The organism is Pseudomonas sp. PS01300 (assembly GCF_029960155.1).
Lineage (GTDB): Bacteria > Pseudomonadota > Gammaproteobacteria > Pseudomonadales > Pseudomonadaceae > Aquipseudomonas > Aquipseudomonas palmensis.
In genome coordinates, this window is the sequence record NZ_JASCPN010000017.1 from 38,565 (window position 1) to 56,337 (window position 17,773).

The 17,773-nt window shown below is 66.8% G+C and carries 20 protein-coding genes; 15 read left to right on the top strand and 5 right to left on the bottom strand.

The features are described from left to right. Positions 1-30: 30 nt before the first annotated feature. The 6 genes from QMX96_RS11345 (at position 31) to QMX96_RS11370 (ending at position 5,569) form a co-directional block, all read left to right on the top strand. Entirely contained in the window at positions 31-1,725 is a 1,695-nt protein-coding gene (locus tag QMX96_RS11345) for a molecular chaperone HscC (protein WP_043864413.1), read from the top strand. A 10-nt stretch (positions 1,726-1,735) separates the two neighbouring features. Then, complete coding sequence (locus QMX96_RS11350) at positions 1,736-3,328, top strand: J domain-containing protein (protein WP_282361804.1); 1,593 nt, start codon at positions 1,736-1,738, stop codon at positions 3,326-3,328. After that, positions 3,325-3,882 carry a GNAT family protein gene (locus QMX96_RS11355; protein ID WP_043864414.1) on the top strand — a complete coding sequence of 186 codons (558 nt, stop codon included), beginning with the start codon at positions 3,325-3,327 and terminating at the stop codon, positions 3,880-3,882. The genes QMX96_RS11350 and QMX96_RS11355 overlap by 4 nt, the downstream gene beginning before the upstream one ends. Before the next feature lie 73 nt (positions 3,883-3,955). Continuing rightward, positions 3,956-4,504 carry a hypothetical protein gene (locus QMX96_RS11360; RefSeq protein ID WP_054916297.1) on the top strand — a complete coding sequence of 183 codons (549 nt, stop codon included), beginning with the start codon at positions 3,956-3,958 and terminating at the stop codon, positions 4,502-4,504. Then, on the top strand, positions 4,505-5,032 hold the full coding sequence (locus QMX96_RS11365) for a hypothetical protein (protein WP_078479916.1): 528 nt from the start codon (positions 4,505-4,507) through the stop codon (positions 5,030-5,032). A 15-nt stretch (positions 5,033-5,047) separates the two neighbouring features. Next, positions 5,048-5,569: a hypothetical protein gene (locus QMX96_RS11370; protein WP_043864417.1), complete on the top strand. Its 522-nt coding sequence runs from the start codon at positions 5,048-5,050 to the stop codon at positions 5,567-5,569. Between the two features lie 4 nt (positions 5,570-5,573). Here QMX96_RS11370 and QMX96_RS11375 read toward each other — a convergent pair whose 3' ends face one another. Continuing rightward, complete coding sequence (locus QMX96_RS11375) at positions 5,574-6,047, bottom strand: DMT family transporter (protein WP_054916300.1); 474 nt, start codon at positions 6,045-6,047, stop codon at positions 5,574-5,576. 94 nt (positions 6,048-6,141) lie between these two features. Between QMX96_RS11375 and QMX96_RS11380 the strand changes: the two genes are divergently transcribed. Together QMX96_RS11380 and QMX96_RS11385 are read left to right on the top strand one after the other, a co-directional pair. Continuing rightward, positions 6,142-7,044, top strand: a complete 903-nt coding sequence (locus QMX96_RS11380; protein ID WP_100633007.1) for a LysR family transcriptional regulator — start codon at positions 6,142-6,144, stop codon at positions 7,042-7,044. 25 nt (positions 7,045-7,069) lie between these two features. Continuing rightward, complete coding sequence (locus QMX96_RS11385) at positions 7,070-7,462, top strand: lysozyme inhibitor LprI family protein (RefSeq protein WP_078479919.1); 393 nt, start codon at positions 7,070-7,072, stop codon at positions 7,460-7,462. A 73-nt stretch (positions 7,463-7,535) separates the two neighbouring features. Here the strand turns inward: QMX96_RS11385 and QMX96_RS11390 are convergent, their stop codons facing one another. Both QMX96_RS11390 and QMX96_RS11395 read right to left on the bottom strand, forming a co-directional pair. After that, on the bottom strand, positions 7,536-8,378 hold the full coding sequence (locus QMX96_RS11390) for an alpha/beta hydrolase (RefSeq protein ID WP_116052872.1): 843 nt from the start codon (positions 8,376-8,378) through the stop codon (positions 7,536-7,538). Further along, the gene (locus QMX96_RS11395) at positions 8,375-9,457 is read right to left on the bottom strand and encodes a sugar phosphate isomerase/epimerase (protein ID WP_116052875.1); all 1,083 of its coding nucleotides are present in this window, start codon (positions 9,455-9,457) and stop codon (positions 8,375-8,377) included. Before QMX96_RS11395 ends, QMX96_RS11390 begins: the two co-directional genes overlap by 4 nt. Positions 9,458-9,585: 128 nt before the next feature. Here QMX96_RS11395 and QMX96_RS11400 point away from each other — a divergent pair, with 128 nt between their 5' ends. Together QMX96_RS11400 and QMX96_RS11405 are read left to right on the top strand one after the other, a co-directional pair. Beyond that, positions 9,586-10,215 (top strand): TetR/AcrR family transcriptional regulator, encoded by a 630-nt coding sequence (locus tag QMX96_RS11400; RefSeq protein ID WP_043864423.1) that lies wholly within the window; start codon positions 9,586-9,588, stop codon positions 10,213-10,215. Between the two features lie 29 nt (positions 10,216-10,244). Then, positions 10,245-10,790: a sterol desaturase family protein gene (locus QMX96_RS11405; protein WP_282361805.1), complete on the top strand. Its 546-nt coding sequence runs from the start codon at positions 10,245-10,247 to the stop codon at positions 10,788-10,790. Here QMX96_RS11405 and QMX96_RS11410 read toward each other — a convergent pair. Next, positions 10,702-11,625, bottom strand: a complete 924-nt coding sequence (locus tag QMX96_RS11410) for a DMT family transporter (RefSeq protein WP_054916306.1) — start codon at positions 11,623-11,625, stop codon at positions 10,702-10,704. The genes QMX96_RS11405 and QMX96_RS11410 overlap by 89 nt on opposite strands. 82 nt (positions 11,626-11,707) lie before the next feature. Between QMX96_RS11410 and QMX96_RS11415 the strand changes: the two genes are divergently transcribed. The 5 genes from QMX96_RS11415 (at position 11,708) to QMX96_RS11435 (ending at position 17,210) form a co-directional block, all read left to right on the top strand. Then, positions 11,708-12,517: an AraC family transcriptional regulator gene (locus QMX96_RS11415; protein ID WP_058541391.1), complete on the top strand. Its 810-nt coding sequence runs from the start codon at positions 11,708-11,710 to the stop codon at positions 12,515-12,517. 56 nt (positions 12,518-12,573) lie between these two features. Then, positions 12,574-13,161: a hypothetical protein gene (locus QMX96_RS11420; protein WP_282361807.1), complete on the top strand. Its 588-nt coding sequence runs from the start codon at positions 12,574-12,576 to the stop codon at positions 13,159-13,161. 67 nt (positions 13,162-13,228) lie between these two features. After that, a complete protein-coding gene (locus tag QMX96_RS11425; protein WP_043864428.1) occupies positions 13,229-13,747 on the top strand; it encodes a sigma-70 family RNA polymerase sigma factor in 519 nt (172 codons plus the stop codon). Continuing rightward, positions 13,744-14,718 carry a FecR domain-containing protein gene (locus QMX96_RS11430; RefSeq protein WP_058541394.1) on the top strand — a complete coding sequence of 325 codons (975 nt, stop codon included), beginning with the start codon at positions 13,744-13,746 and terminating at the stop codon, positions 14,716-14,718. The genes QMX96_RS11425 and QMX96_RS11430 overlap by 4 nt, the downstream gene beginning before the upstream one ends. Positions 14,719-14,807: 89 nt before the next feature. Further along, the gene (locus tag QMX96_RS11435) at positions 14,808-17,210 is read left to right on the top strand and encodes a TonB-dependent receptor (protein WP_282361808.1); all 2,403 of its coding nucleotides are present in this window, start codon (positions 14,808-14,810) and stop codon (positions 17,208-17,210) included. On the opposite strand, the gene QMX96_RS11440 is transcribed toward QMX96_RS11435, so the two are convergent. Next, complete coding sequence (locus QMX96_RS11440; RefSeq protein WP_100633011.1) at positions 17,188-17,712, bottom strand: hypothetical protein; 525 nt, start codon at positions 17,710-17,712, stop codon at positions 17,188-17,190. The genes QMX96_RS11435 and QMX96_RS11440 overlap by 23 nt on opposite strands. Positions 17,713-17,773 lie beyond the last annotated feature (61 nt).

Genomic DNA, 17,773 nt, shown 5'->3' on the forward strand with positions numbered 1-17,773 from the left:
CCCTCTGATTTGATGAGAGGGAAGTCGCTGATGATCGTCGGTATCGACCTGGGCACGACCCACAGCCTGGTGGCCGTGTGGCGCGATGGCGCCACTGAACTGGTGGCCAACGCACTCGGCCACACGCTCACCCCCAGCGTGGTGGGGCTCGACGACCAGGGCCGGGTGCTGGTCGGGCAGGCGGCGCGCGAGCGCCTGCACACCCATCCGCACCTGACCACCGCATTGTTCAAGCGCTACATGGGCAGCAACCAGCAGGTCACCTTGGGTGGGCGTGCCTACCGCCCCGAAGAACTCTCGGCACTGGTGCTCAAGAGCCTCAAGGAAGACGTCGAGCGTGCCTATGGCGAGCCGGTCACCGAGGCGGTCATCAGCGTGCCGGCCTACTTCAGCGATGCCCAGCGCAAGGCCACCCGCGTGGCCGGCGAACTGGCCGGGCTGCGCGTCGACAAACTGATCAACGAACCCACCGCCGCCGCACTCGCCTACGGCCTGCACCAGCGCGACAAGGAAACCTCGTTTCTGGTCTTCGACCTGGGTGGCGGCACCTTCGACGTGTCGATTCTGGAGCTGTTCGAAGGGGTGATGGAGGTGCGCGCCAGCGCCGGCGACAACTACCTGGGCGGTGAAGACTTCGACCAGTTGCTGCTGGAGCATTTCGTGCAGGCCCAGCAGGGCAACGACTTCCCCGGCGCGACCACGCTGCTGCAGCCGCTGCGCCGCGAGGCCGAGCGTGTACGCCGGCAGCTGGGTCAGGCCCAGCAGGCCGACTTCGTGGTACGCGTGGAGGGCCGCGAATGGCGCCACGTGTACACCCAGGACGCCCTGGCCGACCTGTTCGCACCGCTGCTGGCACGCCTGCGCACCCCCATCGAACGCGCCCTGCGCGATGCGCGCATCCGCGCCTCGGACCTGGACGAAGTGCTGCTGGTGGGCGGTACCACGCGCATGCCGCTGGTGCGCAAGCTGGCGGCTGGGCTGTTCGGGCGCTTCCCTTCGATCAGCCTCAACCCCGATGAAGTGGTGGCCCACGGCGCCGCCGTGCAGGCCGCGCTCAAGGCCCGGGATGCCGCGCTCGAAGAGGTGGTGCTGACCGACGTGTGCTCCTACACCCTGGGCATGGAAACCGTGCGCCAGGTCGGTGACCGCCACGAGAGCGGGCACTACCTGCCGATCATCGAGCGCAACAGCGTGGTGCCGGTGAGCCGGGTGCAGACGGTTTACACCGTCGGCGACCAGCAGGAGCAGGTGCTGGTCAAGGTGTTCCAGGGCGAGAGCCGCCTGGTGCGCGACAACGTGCTGCTGGGCGTGCTGGAGATTCCGGTGCCACGGCGCAAGGCCGGCGAGGTGGCCCTGGACGTGCGCTTCACCTACGACATCAACGGCATTCTCGAAGCCCAGGTGAGCATCCCGCTGACCGGCGAGCAGCATGCCCTGGTGATCGAGAACAACCCCGGCGTACTCAGCCCCGAAGAGGTACGCGAACGCCTGGCGGCGCTGGCCGAGCTCAAGACCCACCCGCGTGACCAGCAACCCAACACCCTGTTGCTGGCGCGCCTGGAGCGCCTGTATCAGGAAAGCCTGGGCGAGGTACGTGAGCTGATCGGGGCCTGGGCCGCGCAGTTCCAGCGCGTGCTGGAAACCCAGGACGAGCGCCAGATCCGCGAGGTGCGCCACGAGCTCGAACAGCGCGTGAATGAACTGGGCCAGGACAGCTGGCGCTGAAGGAGCGGCAATGAGTGACGTGATCGAAGACTGCTGGAGCGTGCTGGCCCTGGCCCCGGGCGCTGATGAACGCAGTATCAGGCGCCAGTATGCGCGCCTGCTCAAGGTGCACCGCCCCGACGAGGACCCCGAGGCCTTCCAGCGCCTGCGCGAGGCCTATGAACAGGCGCTGGCGCGCAGCCGCTGGGCACACGAGGACGATGCAGCGCCAGCGCTGGAATCGGCCGATGTGCCAGCCCCGCAGGCCGCGGCGGTGCACGTCGACATCGAACCCACACCCGCCAGGGAGCAACAGGCCCGCGCGCTGCTCGAAGGGCTGGACCCTGCGCAGCTCGACAACCTGTGGCGCCAGGCCGGTGAACTGGGGTGCGAGGCGGCCTTCGAGCAGCAGTTGCTGCAGCGCAGCCTGGATGACGAAACCCTGCGCCTGCCCATCCTGCACTGGGCGGTGCCGAGGCGTGGCTGGTTCACCCCCTGGCAGGCGGTGCCGATCGGCGCGTACCAGGGCGACGAACTGCTGGGCAGCCTCTGGCAAGCCTGCCACGCGCAGTTGCAGCACTATTTGCAGGCGGGCGACGAACAGGCGTTTTTCGCCAGCCTGCAGCACTGGGGCGGGCAGGCCTGGCTGGAGCCCTTCGACCGCCGCGAGCAGTTCCAGGCCATGCTGCTGGAGCTGCTTCACGATCACCCCGGCAGCAGCACCGCGCTGTTCGAACGCGTGTGCGGCTACTTCAACTGGAGCGACGATGACGGTGGCCCCCGGCCCGCGCACCTGTGGCAGGGCCTGAACGAGCGCTGCCGTCGCGATACCTGGTTCGCCCGCCAGCAGGCCCTGGCCGAGCAGTGGCACTGGCACACCAACCCCGAGGGCAATGCGGCCTACCTGCTGCTGCGCAACCTCGAGTTCAAGCAGCAGGTGGCGCTGGCCCAGGGCTTCAGCGAGGCCGACTGGGAAGCCTGTGAGCACCTGACGCAAACCCTGCTCTACCACTACCCCGAACTGCTCGACCAGGTGCCGCACCGAGACCTGTACTTCTGGCGCAGGCTGGCGCCGCGCCCGCTGCACCCGCGCAGCTACCTGCGGGTGATGAGCTGCATGGTGCTGGTGATCGTGCTGTGGCTGGCGGGGCCGGATTTCTTCGCGCACCCCTCCAATGTACTGATTGCCGCCGTGGTGGGCTCGCTGCTGACGGTGCAACTGTCGGCGGTGTTCATGCGCTTCTGGCTGTGGACCGCGCCGAGCCTGCTGGCGCTGGACCTGCGCCTGAGCGAATGGCTGATCCCGCGTCGGTTCAACCCCGATGGCGAGCGTCTGCTGCTGCGCCATGGCGTGCCGCGCCTGCTGCTGGCACTGCCGATCTACCCGATGCTGGCCGGTACCCACCCGTGGACCGGTATCGTCGCGCTGACGGGCTACTTCGCTGTCGGGCTGCTTGGCCTGTTGCCGTATCAGCCACCACAGGAAGGCGGCCCGGCGTGGCGCCAGCCGTGGGTGACGCTGCACCGGCTCTACGAATTCAACCTGGCCCAGGCCGCGGTCCTGCTGGTAACGGTGGGCGTGGTGGCGTGGTGGCAGGTTCACCCACCAGGAGTAATTTCATGAGTTTGCCTGAAGCTTTCGACACCGCGCTGTGCCTGAACGGGCCGCGCCTGCAACTGCGGCCCATGCAGGCCCGCGATGCCGAGCAGTGGCTGGGGATCATGGCCGACCCCGAGGTGATGCGTTACTGGCACCACGGGCCGTGGCAGACCTTGGACGAAGCCGAAGTGGCCTTGCTGGCCGACCGCGCCGCCTACCTGGCCGGGCGCAGCCTCAAGCTGGGTATCTACCCGCAGGGCAGCGACCTGCTGCTGGGCATGTGCCAGTTTTTCAACATCGACGCCGAGTCGCGCCGCGGCGAAATCGGCTACTGCCTGGCCAGCAGCGCCCAGGGCCAGGGCTACATGGGCGAGGCGCTGGAGCTGTTCGTCGAGTACCTTGCCATCGGCCTGAACATGCGCCGCCTCGAGGCCGAGATCGACCCGCGCAACGGTGCCTCGGCGCGCACCCTCGAACGCATGGGCTTCGAGCGTGAAGGGCTGCTGCGCGAGCGCTGGTGCATCGCCGGCGAGGTGTCGGATTCGGCGTTGTACGGGCTGCTGCTCGAATCGGCCTGAATGACTTGGACAGCGGGGCAGGCGATGGGCTATCGTCGCGCCCCGCTTCCCACCCGGCTGAATGGACTTACTGGTGCGCTTCGATTTCCGCTTGCTGAGCCTGCTGCTGTACCTCGCCTGCCTGTACCCGGAGGCCTGCGCCTGGGGGCACGATTCGGTGCTGCGCGGCATGCACGCGCTGTCGATGGGCTGGCTGGCCGGCGGCCTGTGGTTCGCCAACCCGCTGCTACTGGGCGCCTTCGCAACCCACCGCAAAGACCCCAAAACCGCTTACCGCCTGGGCTGGTGCGCACTGCTGCTGGCGGGCTCGGCCCTGGCGCTGGGCTGGACCGACTGGTCGCCGATCCCGCCGGCGCCCCACGGCGGGCCTGACGTGCGCACCGGCTACTACCTGTGGCTGGCTTCGATGCTGGCGTTCGTGATCGGCCAGCACCGCTACCGGCGCCAGCCCAGGCTTACCCAGCCAGCGTTGGGTTGGCTGCACTGGGTGCTGGTGGCGGGTATCGTGCTGACCATTCCACTGTCGTTCGTCAAGGCCACCGTCGCGCCGGCGCGACCGGTCTACATGAACCTCGGCGAGCCGCCAGCGGCCTGCGACGACTGCGAACTCGGGGTCAACTAGATGCTGGCACTGTTCAAGCGGCATTACGTGGTACTGAGCCTGGCGCTGTACCTGGGCAGCCTGTTTCTGGATGCCGTGCCGGTCAGCGAGGTGACCATGCGCGGCATGCATGTGCTGACCCTCGGCTGGCTGGGTGGCAGCGCCTGGTGGGCCAACCCGCTGCTGTGCCTGGCACTGATGCTGCGGCGCAACCGGCCGCTGCTGTCGCTGTTGGCGGCGGTCGCGGCACTGGTGCTGGCGGCGCAGTGGCTGCCAGTGATCGGCTGGGGCGACAGCGCGCTGGTGCCGCGCAAGGCCAATGGCCAGGCCAACCTGCTGGGCGCCTACTACCTGTGGTTGCTGGCGTTGGCGGCATACGTGGCCGGCCAGTTTCTCAACCGCCGGCAGGCGCCGGGCGGGCCGGGCCAGGGCTGGCTGGCCTGGGTGCTGGTGGCGGCGATCTATGCCACGGCGGCGTTCTCGTTCAGCGTGGGCAGCGGCGCCAATGTCACGCCCCCGGCCCCGGCAATACCCTCCAATTCCATCTGACCTGCGGACACTCCTGTGAAACGTCATTACCTCACGCTCAGCCTGGTGCTGTACGTGGCCTGCCTGTATTTCAATGCCTACTACACCGACAACGGTGCCCACATGAGTTCGGTATGGTTGCTGGTGTACGGGCTGTGGGGCATCCCGTTCCAGATCTATGGCTGGTTTGCCAACCCGGTCTTCGGCCTGGCGCTGCTGGCCCATCGCTGGTGGCCGCGGGTGGGGTTGGGCCTGTCGGTGCTGGCGCTGTTGCTGGGGCTGTCGTTCCTGGTGGTGAGCACGGTGCCGGACAACACGCCGCAGTCCTATGATTTCGTGCAACTCACCGCGCTGGGCGTGGGGTACTACCTGTGGATCGGCGCCTTCGTACTGATGACCCTGGGGCAGGCGCTGCACTGTCGTGACCGGCGCGAGGTGCGCCAGGTGCCGCGTCTGCGCGTTGTCGACTGGCTGCTGTTGCTGGTGGTGCTGGGGGTGATCCTGTTCAATGCGTTCCCCCAGCACGGCTACGTGTTCGAGCGCACCCACCCCTGGTGAGCCCTCAACGGTTGGCGCGGGTGCCCCATTGCACCACCAGCATGCCGACGATGATCAGCGCCACCCCGGCGATGCGCAGGCCGTTGACCGGGCGCGATGGCAGGCCCATCAGCCCCCACTGGTCGATGATCAGCGACGAGAGTACCTGGCCGGCGATCACGCACACGATGAAGCCGGCCGCGCCCAGGCGCGGGGTGAGGATCAGCGCCGCGGTGATGTAGGCCACCCCGGCCACGCCACCCAGCCACGCCCACCACGGCGCCTGACCGAGGTTGGCCAGTTGCGGCAGCGGTGCGCGCATCAGCAGCAGGGCTGGCAGCACCATCAGCACGCTCACCGCCAGCGAGATCAACGTGGCCCACAGCGGGTGCCCGAGCAGGCGCCCGAGCGCGGCGTTGGCACCGGCCTGGAACGGCACGGCGGCACCGGCCAGCAGGGCGACAAGCAGCGGTATGGCGACAGCGAGGTTGAGGTTCATGGTGGTTTCCTTCTGGCTATGGAGGGCTTGGTACAGTCTTGGTTATCTGTTTCACTGATGGAAATTCGAATTGTGCACAGGGGCTATTCGCCACATGGATGATCTGCGCCGTATCGACCTCAACCTGCTGCTGACCCTGCATGCGCTGCTGGCCGAGCAGCACGTCTCGCGCGCGGCCTTGCGACTGCACCGCAGCCAGCCGGCGGTGAGCCATGCGCTGGCGCAGTTGCGCGAGATCTTCCAGGACCCGCTGCTGGTGCGCCGTGCGGGCCGCCTGCAGCCCACGTTGCGTGCGCTGGAACTGGCGGCGCCGTTGCAGGATGCCCTGCAGCAACTGGATGCGCTGCTGGGCAGCCCCGGCTTCGAGCCGGCGCGGGCGCGGCGCAGCTTTCGCCTGGCGATGTCGGACTATGGCGCGCGGGTGGTGCTGCCGGGCCTGATGCGCTGCCTGCGCGAGACCGCACCGGGCATCGACCTGGTGGTCAGCCAGGGCAGCCGCGAGGCGATGCTCGGCCAGTTGCTCGATGGCGAGGTGGACCTGGCGCTGGGCGTATTCCCCACCCTGGCCGAGCCGTTGCAGGCCGCCACGCTGTTCGAGGAGGGGTTCGTGTGTGTGGCCGACCGCGCCACGCTGCCGGCCCGTGGCGGGCTGACATTGCCCGCCTGGCTGGCGCGCCCCCATGTGCTGGTGGCGATGCGACCCGGGGCCGACAACGAGATCGACCAGGCCCTGGCGGCGCTGGGGCAGCAGCGCCGGGTGGTGCTGGCGTTGCCGCACTGGGCGGCGGCCAGCGACGTGCTGGTGGGTACCGACCTGGTGCTGACCGTGGCGCGGCGCAGCGTGCAGAACATCAAGGCGCTGCGTGGGTTGCGCTGTTTCGAGCCGCCGCTGGCGATTCGCGCGTTCGCCTTTCAGCAGGTGTGGCACGAGCGACGCAAAAAGGAAGCGGCGCACCATTGGTTACGCGAGCAGGTCATGCGAGCCTGTGCGCCCTAGGCAGTCAGAACAGGAGAGGCAAGCCATGAGTATCAAGCGGATGATGGGGGTTGCGGTGCTGTCGCTGGCGGCAGTTGCGCCGCTGGCGCTGGCGCAGGACAAGACTTCGGTGGCGTACAAGGCCTGCATGGACACCGCGAACACCACGGTGAGCATGAACGAATGCAACAACGCCGAGATCGCCCGCCAGGACAAACGCCTGAACCAGGTCTACAAGAAGGCCATGGCCGCGTTTGGGCCGGTGCAGCAGGGCAAGCTCCGGGATGCGCAGCGGGCGTGGATCAAGTACATCGACAGCAACTGCGATTTCTACTTCACGCAGACCGGCGGCACCATGGACATCCTCAATGGTGGTGGCTGCCGCCTGCGCATGACCTCCGAACGCGCGGATGAGCTGGAGGCATTGCAGGCGCCTTGAACGCCCTTCGCCGGCAATGGCACGCGCTCGATGACAGGCGCGCGCCTTGCTGGCGAAGGCCGCGCCGCAACCCTCAGCGCAGAAACGGCAGCAGGTGCCCGACAAATGCCTCGGGCGCCTCTTCGGTCACAAAGTGCCCGCAGCCCTCGATGATCGCGCCCTGCAACGTGGCGGCGCGCCCCTCCAGGGTTACCCGCGGCGCATCATTGGTTGCCAGTTGCGCCCCGATCGCCAGCACCGGCATGCCCAGTGGCACCTGCCCGCGCTGCTGGTTCTGGCGAATCGTTTCGGGTATCGCGCGGTAGTAGGCAAACCCGCCACGCAAGCCCCCCGGCGCCGAGTACGCCTGCACATAGGTATCCACCGCCACCCGATCCAGGCGCACAGCCCATTTCTCGAACATGAACCTCAGGTACTGCGCTTCGCGCCCGGTAATCAGCGCCTCGGGCAGGTCCTGCAACTGGTTGAACATGAAGTGCCACAGGAAGATGTTCTGCTCCGGCGGCGCGAAGATCGACGGCGCCGGCGCCAGGCCCGGAATCACCGCTTCGCTCAGGCACAGCCGGTTCACCACCCCCGGAAAATCGCTGGCCAGGGCATACCCCACCCACATGCCCACATCGTGGCCCACCACGGCATAGCGTTCGTGCCCCAGTTGCCCCATCAGCGCGTGCAGGCGGGCGGCGCAGGTGCCGGTGTCGTAGCCGTCCAGCGGCTTGTCGGAAAGCCCCATGCCGGGAAGGTCCACGGCAATCGCCTGGTAACCGTTGTCGGCCAGGGCCGCCATGACGTGCCGCCAGGTGTACCAGGTCTGTGGCCAGCCGGGGATCAGCAGTACCGGTGCCCCTTCGCCCTGGGTGACGTAGTGCAGGCGCAGGCCGTGCACATGGGCGTAATGGTGAGTGTGCGTGCTCATCGTTGCAGCTCCCCGACAGGGTTGCCTTCAAGGCCGAGCATCCTGGCGATGACCGCCGGCGCCACCGGGGTACCGGCGAAGTCGTCGAACACCGTGTCGGTGACCTGGATGATGTGCCGGTTGATGAACGCCACGCCTTCACGTGCCCCATCGTGCTGGTTTTTCAGGCAGCACTCCCACTCCAGCGTGGCCCAGCCGCTGTAGTCGTATTCGGCCAGCTTGCTGAAGATGCCCTTGAAGTCGACCTGCCCGTCCCCCAGCGAACGGAAGCGTGCGGCGCGCTTGAGCCAGGGTTGATAACCGCCGAACAGGCCCTGCTTGCCGGTGGGCAGGAACTCGGCGTCCTTGACGTGGAACATGCGGATGTAGTCCCGGTAGTGGTCGATGAACGCCAGGTAGTCGAGTTGCTGCAGGATCAGGTGGCTGGGATCGAACAGCATCTTGCAGCGCGGGTGGTGGCCGACGTGTTCGAGAAACAGCTCGAAGCTTGCGCCGTCGTGCAGGTCTTCGGCGGGGTGAATTTCGAAGCACAGGTTGATGCCCTGTTCGGCGCAGGTATCGAGCACCGGCAGCCAGCGCCTGGCCAACTCGGCGAAGGCTGTTTCAACAAGGCCGTCGGGTCGTTGCGGGAAGGGAAAGACGTACGGCCACGCCAGTGCACCGGAAAAAGTCCCCATGTCGCTCAGGCCCAGGCGCCGCGACGCGATGGCCGCGCAGGTGAGCTGGTGCACCGCCCAGGCACTGCGGGCAGCCGGGTCGCCCTGCAGGTGGGCCGGTGCAAAACTGTCGCACAAGGCGTCGTATGCCGGGTGTACCGCCACCAGCTGGCCAAAGAGATGCGTGGTCAGCTCGCTGATCACCAGCCCGTGTTCGGCCAGCATGGCGGTGATGTCGTCGCAGTAGGCCTGGCTGCTTGCGGCTAGCTCGACATCGAACAGACGCTTGTCCCAGGCCGGTATCTGCAACGCCTTGAAGCCCATGTGCGCAGCCCACCGGGCGATGTTGGGCAGTGAGTCGAACGGTGCCTGTTCGGCACTGAATTGCGCCAGATGCAGGCTGGGGCCTTTCAACGTAATCATGTGGAACTCCTATTGTTTGTTGATCGACAAACAATAAGGATGCAGCCTGCGCGTCGTCAAGTATTCTTTGTCTTTCGACAAACAATTACGGATAATGCCGCCTTCATTCCTGGTTGGAGACTATCGAGATGGCAGGCCGACCACGCCAGTTCGACCGTGAAGCCGCGTTGCGCACCGCCCGGGATGTGTTCTGGGCGCGCGGTTTCGAAGCCACGTCCATGAGCGACCTGGTGGCTGCGCTGGGTATCGCTTCGGCGCGCATCTATGCCGCGTTCGGCTCCAAGGAGCGCTTGTTCAAGGAGGCCATCGAGCTGTATGAGCGCGAAGAGGGCGCATTTTCGACCCAGGCGCTGAGCGAGCAACCCACGGCCTACCAGGCCATCGAGCGGCTGTTGCTCGATGCCGTCGACCTGTACACCCGCCCAGCGGGTCCACTGGGCTGCATGGTGGTGTCGGCAGCCACCAACTGCTCGGCCGACAACGACGCCGTGCGTGAATGGCTGGCCGACCACCGCCGCGAAAAAACCTTGTCGATCATTCAGCGCTTGCAGCAGGCGGCCGAGGCGGGCGAGTTGAAACCCGAGGTCGATGTGCAATCGCTGGGCGATTTTTTTGCCACGCTGCTGCATGGGTTGTCGGTGCAGGCCCGCGACGGGATCGCACGTGAGCGCCTGCTCAAGGCAGTGGCGCCGGCCATGCAGATGCTGGCCCTGGCTACCGGTGGGCATGGACCATCGGCCGCCGATCAAATACCCTGACACCGTCATTTCCCAACCCCGTACCGACCATGATTGCCCACTTCGCGATTTTTCTCTGCACCCTGGTCGCCATGGAAGGTGTCGGTTATCTGGCGCACAGGTACGTGATGCACGGCTGGGGCTGGTTTCTGCATCGCTCGCACCACGAACCGCACCTGGGCACGCTGGAAACCAACGATATCTACCTGCTGATCCTGGCCCTGGCCGCGATCACCCTGATCGTGCTGGGCAATGCCGGCCACGACCCGTTGCAGTGGGTGGGCGCCGGGGTGGCGGGGTTCGGGCTGATCTACGTGTTGGTGCACGACGGCATCGTGCACCGCCACTGGCCCGCGCGCCCCAGGCCGCGCCACCCCTATCTGCGTCGGCTGTACCACGCACACCTGATGCACCACGCGGTGAAGGGGCGCAGGCACAGCGTGTCGTTCGGCTTCCTCTACGCACCGCCCCTGCATGTGCTCAGGCAGCAGCTGCGCGAGCGCCGTGTCAGGCCGGCTCGCTCAGCGCCGGGGCCTTGCTCGGCGGCTTTATCGAGCCAATGTACACCGCCAGCACCGTCACCAGCGCGCCGGTGATCTGCATGGCCGAACTGGCCTTGTCCAGAAACGCCACGTCGATGAAGTAGGTGATCACCGGCTCCAGCAGCAGGATCAGCCCTGCCAGCCCGAGGCTGATGGCACCAATCGAGCGGTTGACCAGCAACCAGCCGACGAACTGCACCAGCACGCCATAGATCACCAGCATGTAGAAGGTCTGCTGGTCGGCGATGGCCAGGCTCTCGCCCCGCAACAGCGCGTACCCCAGCATCACCCCGGCCGCCCACAGGCTCAGGTGCAGCATCTGCGCGATCTTGTCGCCGCCGCCCTGGGGCAGTTGGGTGGTGACTTTCAGGTAGTACACGCACACGGCATAGGCCAGCCCCGACAGCACGCCATAGACCACGCCCTGGATACCCAGCGCGCTGCCCATCTCCGGCAGCAGCAACAGGTACAGGCCGACGAAGGCCAGGCTGATCGAGGCGACGAAATACAGCGACGGTTTCTCTTTGAGCAGGCACAGCCCGAGCAAGGTCATGAAGAACACCTGGCAGTTGGTCAGGATCGAGCCGATGCCCGGCCCGACGATGTAGATGCTGTGGTGCCACAGGATCAGGTCGATGGCCAGGAACACGCCGGCCAGGGCGGTGTAGCGTCGAGCCCTGGGGTGGGCCAGGCGAGCAGGTTGCCTTCTCACCCGCAGCAGCAGGTAGAACAGCACCGAGGCGATCAGCATCCGGTAGAAACCCGCGCCCCCGGCGCCGATATGGGCGAAGGCCACCGCCAGCGCCGACAGGCTGAGCATCAGCCCGCCCAGTGTCAGTTCGACGATGGCCCGGTTGCTGGAGAGGGTGACCCCGTTGGATGACTGCATGGTTTTCTCTGGTCTGTTGCGAAGAAGTCGGGCAAATTTATCCACCCGCCTTGCGCGCGTATTGCACAAAACTGGACAGGCCATGGAGCAACAGGACTTCTCGCGCTTCTGGCGCGTCCCCGAAGGGGGCTGTGAATTGCTGGCGGCGCGCTACAGCGCACGGGCCTTCGGCCGCCATTCCCATGAGCGCTACGCGGTGGGGGTGATCGGCGCGGGCGTGGAGAAGCTCTTCTACCGTGGCACCCAGCACCTGGGCACCGCCGGCAGCATCGTCACCCTGACCCCGGGCGAGATGCACGACGGCGTGCCGGGCAGCGCCGAGGGTTGGAGCTACCGCATGCTCTACCTCGACCCGCAGTGGCTCAACCGTGCGGTGTTCGAGGGGCGTTTCGGTGACGGGCATATCCACCTGTTCCAGCAGGCGCTGACCCACGACATGGGCTTTGCCCAGGCCTTCCTGCACCAGCATCAGGTTATCGAGCAGTCGTGTTCGAGCCTTGAGCGCGAGAGCGTGCTGCTGCACCTGGTCAGCCAGCTGTTCGAGCGGTGCGGCGGGCCGCAGCCCCGGGCGGTGGCCGACGAACGCGAAGTGGTGCGACGGGTGCGGCAGATGCTCGACGAGCAGTACGCGCAGAACATCGCGCTGAACGACCTGGCGCAGTGGGTGGGGCTCGATCCGCTGTACCTGATACGGGTGTTCAAGAAGAGCGTGGGCGTATCGCCGCACAGCTATCAGATCCAGACGCGGGTGGCGCGGGTGCAGCAGTTGCTGCGCAGTGGCGTGGGCATCGCCGAGGCGTCGCTGCGTTGCGGGTTCTTCGACCAGAGCCACATGACCCGGGCCTTCAAGAAAGTGGTCGGCATCACCCCGGGCTGCTTCCAGCGCGGCTGAGCCGTGCAGGAGCCGGCCTTGCCGGCGAGGCGCCTGGCCCCGACAATGTGTTCCCGATGGATGCTCCACCAAGGAAGGACTTCACCGTGCACCGTATCGCCACGCTGTTGTGCTTGCTGCTCACCCTGGGCGGCTGTACCGAATACAAATGGGGTCATGACTGGAAGCCCGACCGCCTGGGCGGCTGGCAGGACCACACCGACCCCAAGCTGCGCTACGGCGCGTCGCTGGGCGCCACCTGCAACGCCAGCCCGTTGTGGCTCAAGGTGGTGGATCACGGTCAGTCGACCTACCAGTCGCTGTTGTTCATTCCGTTGTTCCCTGACCGCACAGGCGGCGATTACCCCCTGTGGATAACCGTCAACCATCCTGCCCTCAAGGCGTGCAGCTCATCGGCACCGAGCCCGCTGCGGGTGAAGATGGGCGATCAGGTGGTACAGGGCCTGCGCTTTCCCGAGCGGGCGCAGGAGGACGGCACCTGCGTGATCGAATTCGATGACGATCGCTACGCGGCCGATGAGATGTCGATCGAGATCGACCCGGCGGTGCTGCCTTGCACGATCGCCCCCGTGACCCTGAAAAAGGACCGCTACTTCTGCATTCGCAACATGCGCTGGGGCGGCTCGCCCAGTTGCCGCGAGTAGGGCACGGCTTGCAAATCCCAGGGCGAGGGATAAGAATGCGAACAATTACCATTAGTGTGCCCCTCGCATGTCCAACCCGCGCCCGTCCGCCCAGCACCCGTTGCACCTGCTGTACGCCGAACACCATCACTGGTTGCGCGGCTGGCTGGCCCGTCGGCTCAATTCCCACGCCGATGCCGCGGACCTCACCCACGACACCTTCCTGCGTACCCTGACTTCGCCGCACCTGGGCCAGCTGGACGAGCCGCGGGCGTTCCTGTGCATGGTCGCCAAGCGGGTGCTGTACACCTTCTGGCGTCGCGGCGAGCTGGAGCGCGCCTACCTTGAAGCGCTGGCCAACCTGCCCGAGCCGGTGGCGCCGTGCGAGGAAACCCTGGCGGTGCTGCGCGAGGCGCTGGAGGCGGTGGATGCCTTGCTGGCCGGGTTGCCGGCCAAGGTGCGCCATGCCTTTCTGCTCAACCGCCTGGAGGGCCTGACCCACCAGCAGATCGCCGACCAGATGCAGGTGTCGTTGAGCAGCGTCGAGCGCTGGGTGCGGCGCGCCGTGACCCATTGCTACCTGGCACAACTGGGCGCGGGCACGTGAGCGGCCGCAGCCTGGCAGCGCTGACCCCGGCGGTGCGCGAAGCCATCGAATGGAGCGTGCGCCTGGGCTCGGGGGCGGCGACGGCAGCCGACCGCGACGCCTTCGAGCAGTGGCAGGCGCTGGACGCAAGCCATCGCCAGGCCTGGCAGGCGGTTACCCAGGCCACCCACACACCCTTGAACCCCTTGCTGGAAGTGCCCGGCAGCGCCAGTGCGGCCACGCGCGCCCTGCGCAGCAGCGGGTTGTCGCTGCAGCGGCGCCGGTTGCTGCGCGGCGGCAGCGCCTTGCTGCTGATGCTGGGCCTGCCGGCGTTGTTGACGGTGCAACGGCGCATGCCACTGGACGCCGTGTTCAGCGACCACTACAGCGGCACCGGCGAGCGCAGGCGCATTCAACTGGCTGACGGCAGCGTGCTGCTGCTCAATGCGCGCACCACCGTGGAGGTGGCGTTCAGTGCCGAAGCCCGGGTGATCCATCTGCGCCACGGCGAGCTGAACATCCAGGTGGCCCGCGACCCGCACCGCCCCCTCGAGGTGGTCACTGCGCAAGGCCGGGTGCGGGCCCTGGGCACGCGCTTCAGTGTCGCCACGCTGGATCAGCGCAGTGCCGTCAGCGTGCAGCAGCACAGCGTGCAGGTGCGTAACCGCGCCGGGCAGAGCATCGTGGTGGACAGCGGGCAGACCCTGCGCTTTGCCGACGATGCACTCTCGCCCCTGGGCAATGAGCAAGGCCGCCTGGATGCCTGGATGGAAGGTCGCCTGGAGGTGGACGACGCGTCTCTGGGCAGCGTGATCGATGCCTTGCGCCCTTACCGCTACGGCGTGCTGCGGGTTTCCCCGGCGGCGGCGCAACTGCGCGTGTTCGGGGTGTTCCCGCTGGACGACAGCGACCGCGCCCTGCAATCGCTGGCGCAGGTGCTGCCGATCAGTGTCGAGGCGTTTGGGCCGATCACCCTGATCGACCTGCGCTGAAAAAACATTCCGCCAGGGTGAAGGCTTTTTTCGGCTCGCTGGACATAGCAGGAAACGCCCATTCACTTCCTGCGAGGAAAGCCCTTCACATGCGTCCCCAACTCCTGAGCCCCGCGCGCCTGGCACTGGCTGTCGCGGTTGCCGTTTCTGCCTGCTCCCTCGACCTGAACCGCGCCTGGGCGGACCCAGCCATGCAGCGCTATGCGTTGCCGGCGCAACCGCTGGACCAGGCCCTGCGCCAGATCGCCCGGCAAAGCGCCAGCACCCTGGTGGTGGACCCGGCGCTGCTGCGCGGGCGCCAGAGCGCGGCGGTGAACGGGCAACTGAGCGCCGAGGCAGCGGTGCGCCAGGCAGTGGCGGGCAGCGGCCTGCAACTGCGCGTGACCGACAACGGCACCCTGACCCTGGAGAAGGCCGACAGCAGTGATGCGCTGCAACTGGGTGCCACCAGCATCACCGGCAGTGCGCTGGGCGAGGTCACGGAAAACACTGGCTCCTACACCACCGCCAGCATGGCCACGGCCACCAAGTTCAAGGCCTCGGCCCGGGAAACCCCGCAGTCGGTGACCGTGGTCACCCGCCAGCGCATGGACGACCAGAACATGCAGACCCTGGACGACATCGCCAGTTACACGCCGGGGCTGACCCTGCGCAAGACCGGCGGCGAGCGCCCGCAGTTCTACTCGCGCGGTGCGGCCATCGACAACATCATGGTCGACGGCCTGCCCATCGCCTACGACAGCGACACCCTGGGCACCGCGACCCTGGCGATGTTCGACCGGGTGGAGGTGGTACGCGGGGCTTCCGGCCTGATGGTGGGCTCGGGCAACCCGTCGGGTACCCTCAATCTGGTGCGCAAGCGCCCCACGCTGGCGCCGCAGATCACCCTCACGGCGGCAGCCGGCAGCTGGGACAATTACCGTACCGAAATCGACGCCAGCAGCAGCCTCAATGATGCCGGTACCGTACGCGGGCGAGTGGTGGGCAGCTACCAGGACAAGAACAGCTTTACCGATGCCTACAGCAACCAGCGCCAGTTGCTGTACGGGATCACTGAATTCGACCTGTCGGACGCCACCACGCTGACCCTGGGCGGCTACTACAACCGCGAGGACAACCCCGGCGCGGACTGGAACGGCAGCCCGACCCATGCCGATGGCAGCTTCCTCGACATTTCCCGCTCGTCGCGCTTCAGCCCCGACTGGACCTACTGGGACAAGACCAACAAGAGCGTGTTCGCCGAGGTGGAACATCGCCTGGACAACGACTGGCGCCTGCGCCTGAGCGCCAGCTGGCTGAAGGCCAACCTCGAGATGCTGGGCAGCAGCTACTACCGGCTGGACCCGACCGCCGACGAGCTGCAACTGAATGTGGGGCGCTACTCCTACGAACATACGCAGAAGAGTATCGATGGTTATGCCAGCGGGCCGTTCAGCCTGTTCGGGCGTACCCATGAACTGGTGATGGGGGCGAGCTACCGCCGCGACGATACCGACGACGGCCCTGGCGGCGGCCCGGATGCGAGCTTCAACTATGTCGTGGACCCCAACAACTTCCACTACAAGGACGTGCCCCGGCCGGCCATCGACTACAACTGGTCGCGCAAGGGCAAGGTGGATCAGTCCAGTGCCTACACCGCCGTGCGTTTCAACCTGCGCGATGACCTGAAGCTGATCCTCGGCTCGCGCCTGGACTGGTATGAGTACCAGCAGCACACCGAGGTCGGGGCCTACGCCTTCGGCGCCGACTACAAGGCCACCCGCGAGGTCACCCCGTATGCGGGACTGATCTATGACCTGAACGACACCTACTCGGTCTACACCAGCTGGACGCGCATCTTCAAGCCGCAGGAATACCAGAATAGCAGCGGTGGCCTGCTGGCGCCGGTAACCGGCACCAACTACGAGGCCGGGCTCAAGGCCGAGTACTTCGGTGGCGCGTTGAACGCCAGTTTCGCGCTGTTCCAGCTCGACCAGGAGAACCTGGCCAAGTCGTTGCCGGCAGGTGATTGCCCGACCATGGATGCCTGCTACGAGGCGGCCGGCGAAATTCGTACCCGCGGCCTGGAACTGGAGCTGGGCGGCGAACTGGCGCCGGGCTGGCAGGCGTCGGCCGGCTATACCTATGCGGCGGCCGAGTATGTGAAGGCGACCGGCTCGGCGCAGAAGGGTGACCGCTTCGACAGTGATTCGCCGTACAACCTGTTCAAGCTGGCGACCAGCTACCAGTTGCCGGGCGACCTCGATCAATGGAGCGTGGGCGGGGCCTTTCGCACCCAGAGCCGCACCTATACCAGCTACAGCGTGAAGCAGGGCGGGTACAGCGTGGTCGACCTGATGACCCAGTACCGCGTGACGCCGGCGGTGACGTTGCAGACCAACCTCAACAACGTGGCGGACAAGCGTTACTACCAGAGCATCAGCAACCCGGCCGGGGCCAACATCTTCGGCGAGCCGCGCAATGTGATGTTCACCGTGAAGTGGTCGTTGTGAAGTCGCTGAAGGCGCGGAACAGGCGGGTGCCCACGTAGCTGCGCAGGTGCGGGTGGCGGCTGCGGTGGTAGCAGTCCCAGTAGCTGACCATGCGTGCGCGGGTCAGGCTGAAGTAGGCGGGGTTGTCGTTGAAGAAGCGGCCGTAGGCGCTGGCGTCCAGGGTCGACAGGTTGGCCTCGCACAGCGCCAGCAGCTCGATCACGTATTCGCCGGTGAGCTGGAACACGAACGGGATGACCCACGTCTCTGGTGCCCGAATGATCTGCTGCAGGTAACGCTCGCGCACGTGGCCGTCGGGGTGGCGGGTGAGCAGGCAGGCGTGGATCAGTGACCGGGCTGTATCGGCAGCCGGCAGGTGAAGGCGGTAGGGCAGGGTCAGGGGTTCGCCGTCGAGGGTGACGGCGATGCCCTGGTCACCGTTGGGCAGGTCGAGGTGCCGGGCCAGGTCCTGGACTTCGCGGGCCAGGTGGTGGGGGAAGGCGGCGGTGAGGGTGGTGGGCATGCACTGCTCCGGATTGTTGGGGTATGTGCTGGCGTCATCGCGGGTCAAGCCCGCTCCCACA

What these genes read in the sequence shown, in the direction of transcription:
- QMX96_RS11345 (WP_043864413.1), top strand. Translation starts at nt 31, where the DNA reads ATGATCGTCGGTATCGACCTGGGCACGACCCACAGCCTGGTGGCCGTG.
- QMX96_RS11350 (WP_282361804.1), top strand. Translation starts at nt 1,736, where the DNA reads ATGAGTGACGTGATCGAAGACTGCTGGAGCGTGCTGGCCCTGGCCCCG.
- QMX96_RS11355 (WP_043864414.1), top strand. Translation starts at nt 3,325, where the DNA reads ATGAGTTTGCCTGAAGCTTTCGACACCGCGCTGTGCCTGAACGGGCCG.
- QMX96_RS11365 (WP_078479916.1), top strand. Translation starts at nt 4,505, where the DNA reads ATGCTGGCACTGTTCAAGCGGCATTACGTGGTACTGAGCCTGGCGCTG.
- QMX96_RS11375 (WP_054916300.1), bottom strand. Translation starts at nt 6,047, where the DNA reads ATGAACCTCAACCTCGCTGTCGCCATACCGCTGCTTGTCGCCCTGCTG.
- QMX96_RS11380 (WP_100633007.1), top strand. Translation starts at nt 6,142, where the DNA reads ATGGATGATCTGCGCCGTATCGACCTCAACCTGCTGCTGACCCTGCAT.
- QMX96_RS11385 (WP_078479919.1), top strand. Translation starts at nt 7,070, where the DNA reads ATGAGTATCAAGCGGATGATGGGGGTTGCGGTGCTGTCGCTGGCGGCA.
- QMX96_RS11390 (WP_116052872.1), bottom strand. Translation starts at nt 8,378, where the DNA reads ATGAGCACGCACACTCACCATTACGCCCATGTGCACGGCCTGCGCCTG.
- QMX96_RS11395 (WP_116052875.1), bottom strand. Translation starts at nt 9,457, where the DNA reads ATGATTACGTTGAAAGGCCCCAGCCTGCATCTGGCGCAATTCAGTGCC.
- QMX96_RS11400 (WP_043864423.1), top strand. Translation starts at nt 9,586, where the DNA reads ATGGCAGGCCGACCACGCCAGTTCGACCGTGAAGCCGCGTTGCGCACC.
- QMX96_RS11405 (WP_282361805.1), top strand. Translation starts at nt 10,245, where the DNA reads ATGATTGCCCACTTCGCGATTTTTCTCTGCACCCTGGTCGCCATGGAA.
- QMX96_RS11410 (WP_054916306.1), bottom strand. Translation starts at nt 11,625, where the DNA reads ATGCAGTCATCCAACGGGGTCACCCTCTCCAGCAACCGGGCCATCGTC.
- QMX96_RS11415 (WP_058541391.1), top strand. Translation starts at nt 11,708, where the DNA reads ATGGAGCAACAGGACTTCTCGCGCTTCTGGCGCGTCCCCGAAGGGGGC.
- QMX96_RS11420 (WP_282361807.1), top strand. Translation starts at nt 12,574, where the DNA reads ATGGATGCTCCACCAAGGAAGGACTTCACCGTGCACCGTATCGCCACG.
- QMX96_RS11425 (WP_043864428.1), top strand. Translation starts at nt 13,229, where the DNA reads ATGTCCAACCCGCGCCCGTCCGCCCAGCACCCGTTGCACCTGCTGTAC.
- QMX96_RS11435 (WP_282361808.1), top strand. Translation starts at nt 14,808, where the DNA reads ATGCGTCCCCAACTCCTGAGCCCCGCGCGCCTGGCACTGGCTGTCGCG.
- QMX96_RS11440 (WP_100633011.1), bottom strand. Translation starts at nt 17,712, where the DNA reads ATGCCCACCACCCTCACCGCCGCCTTCCCCCACCACCTGGCCCGCGAA.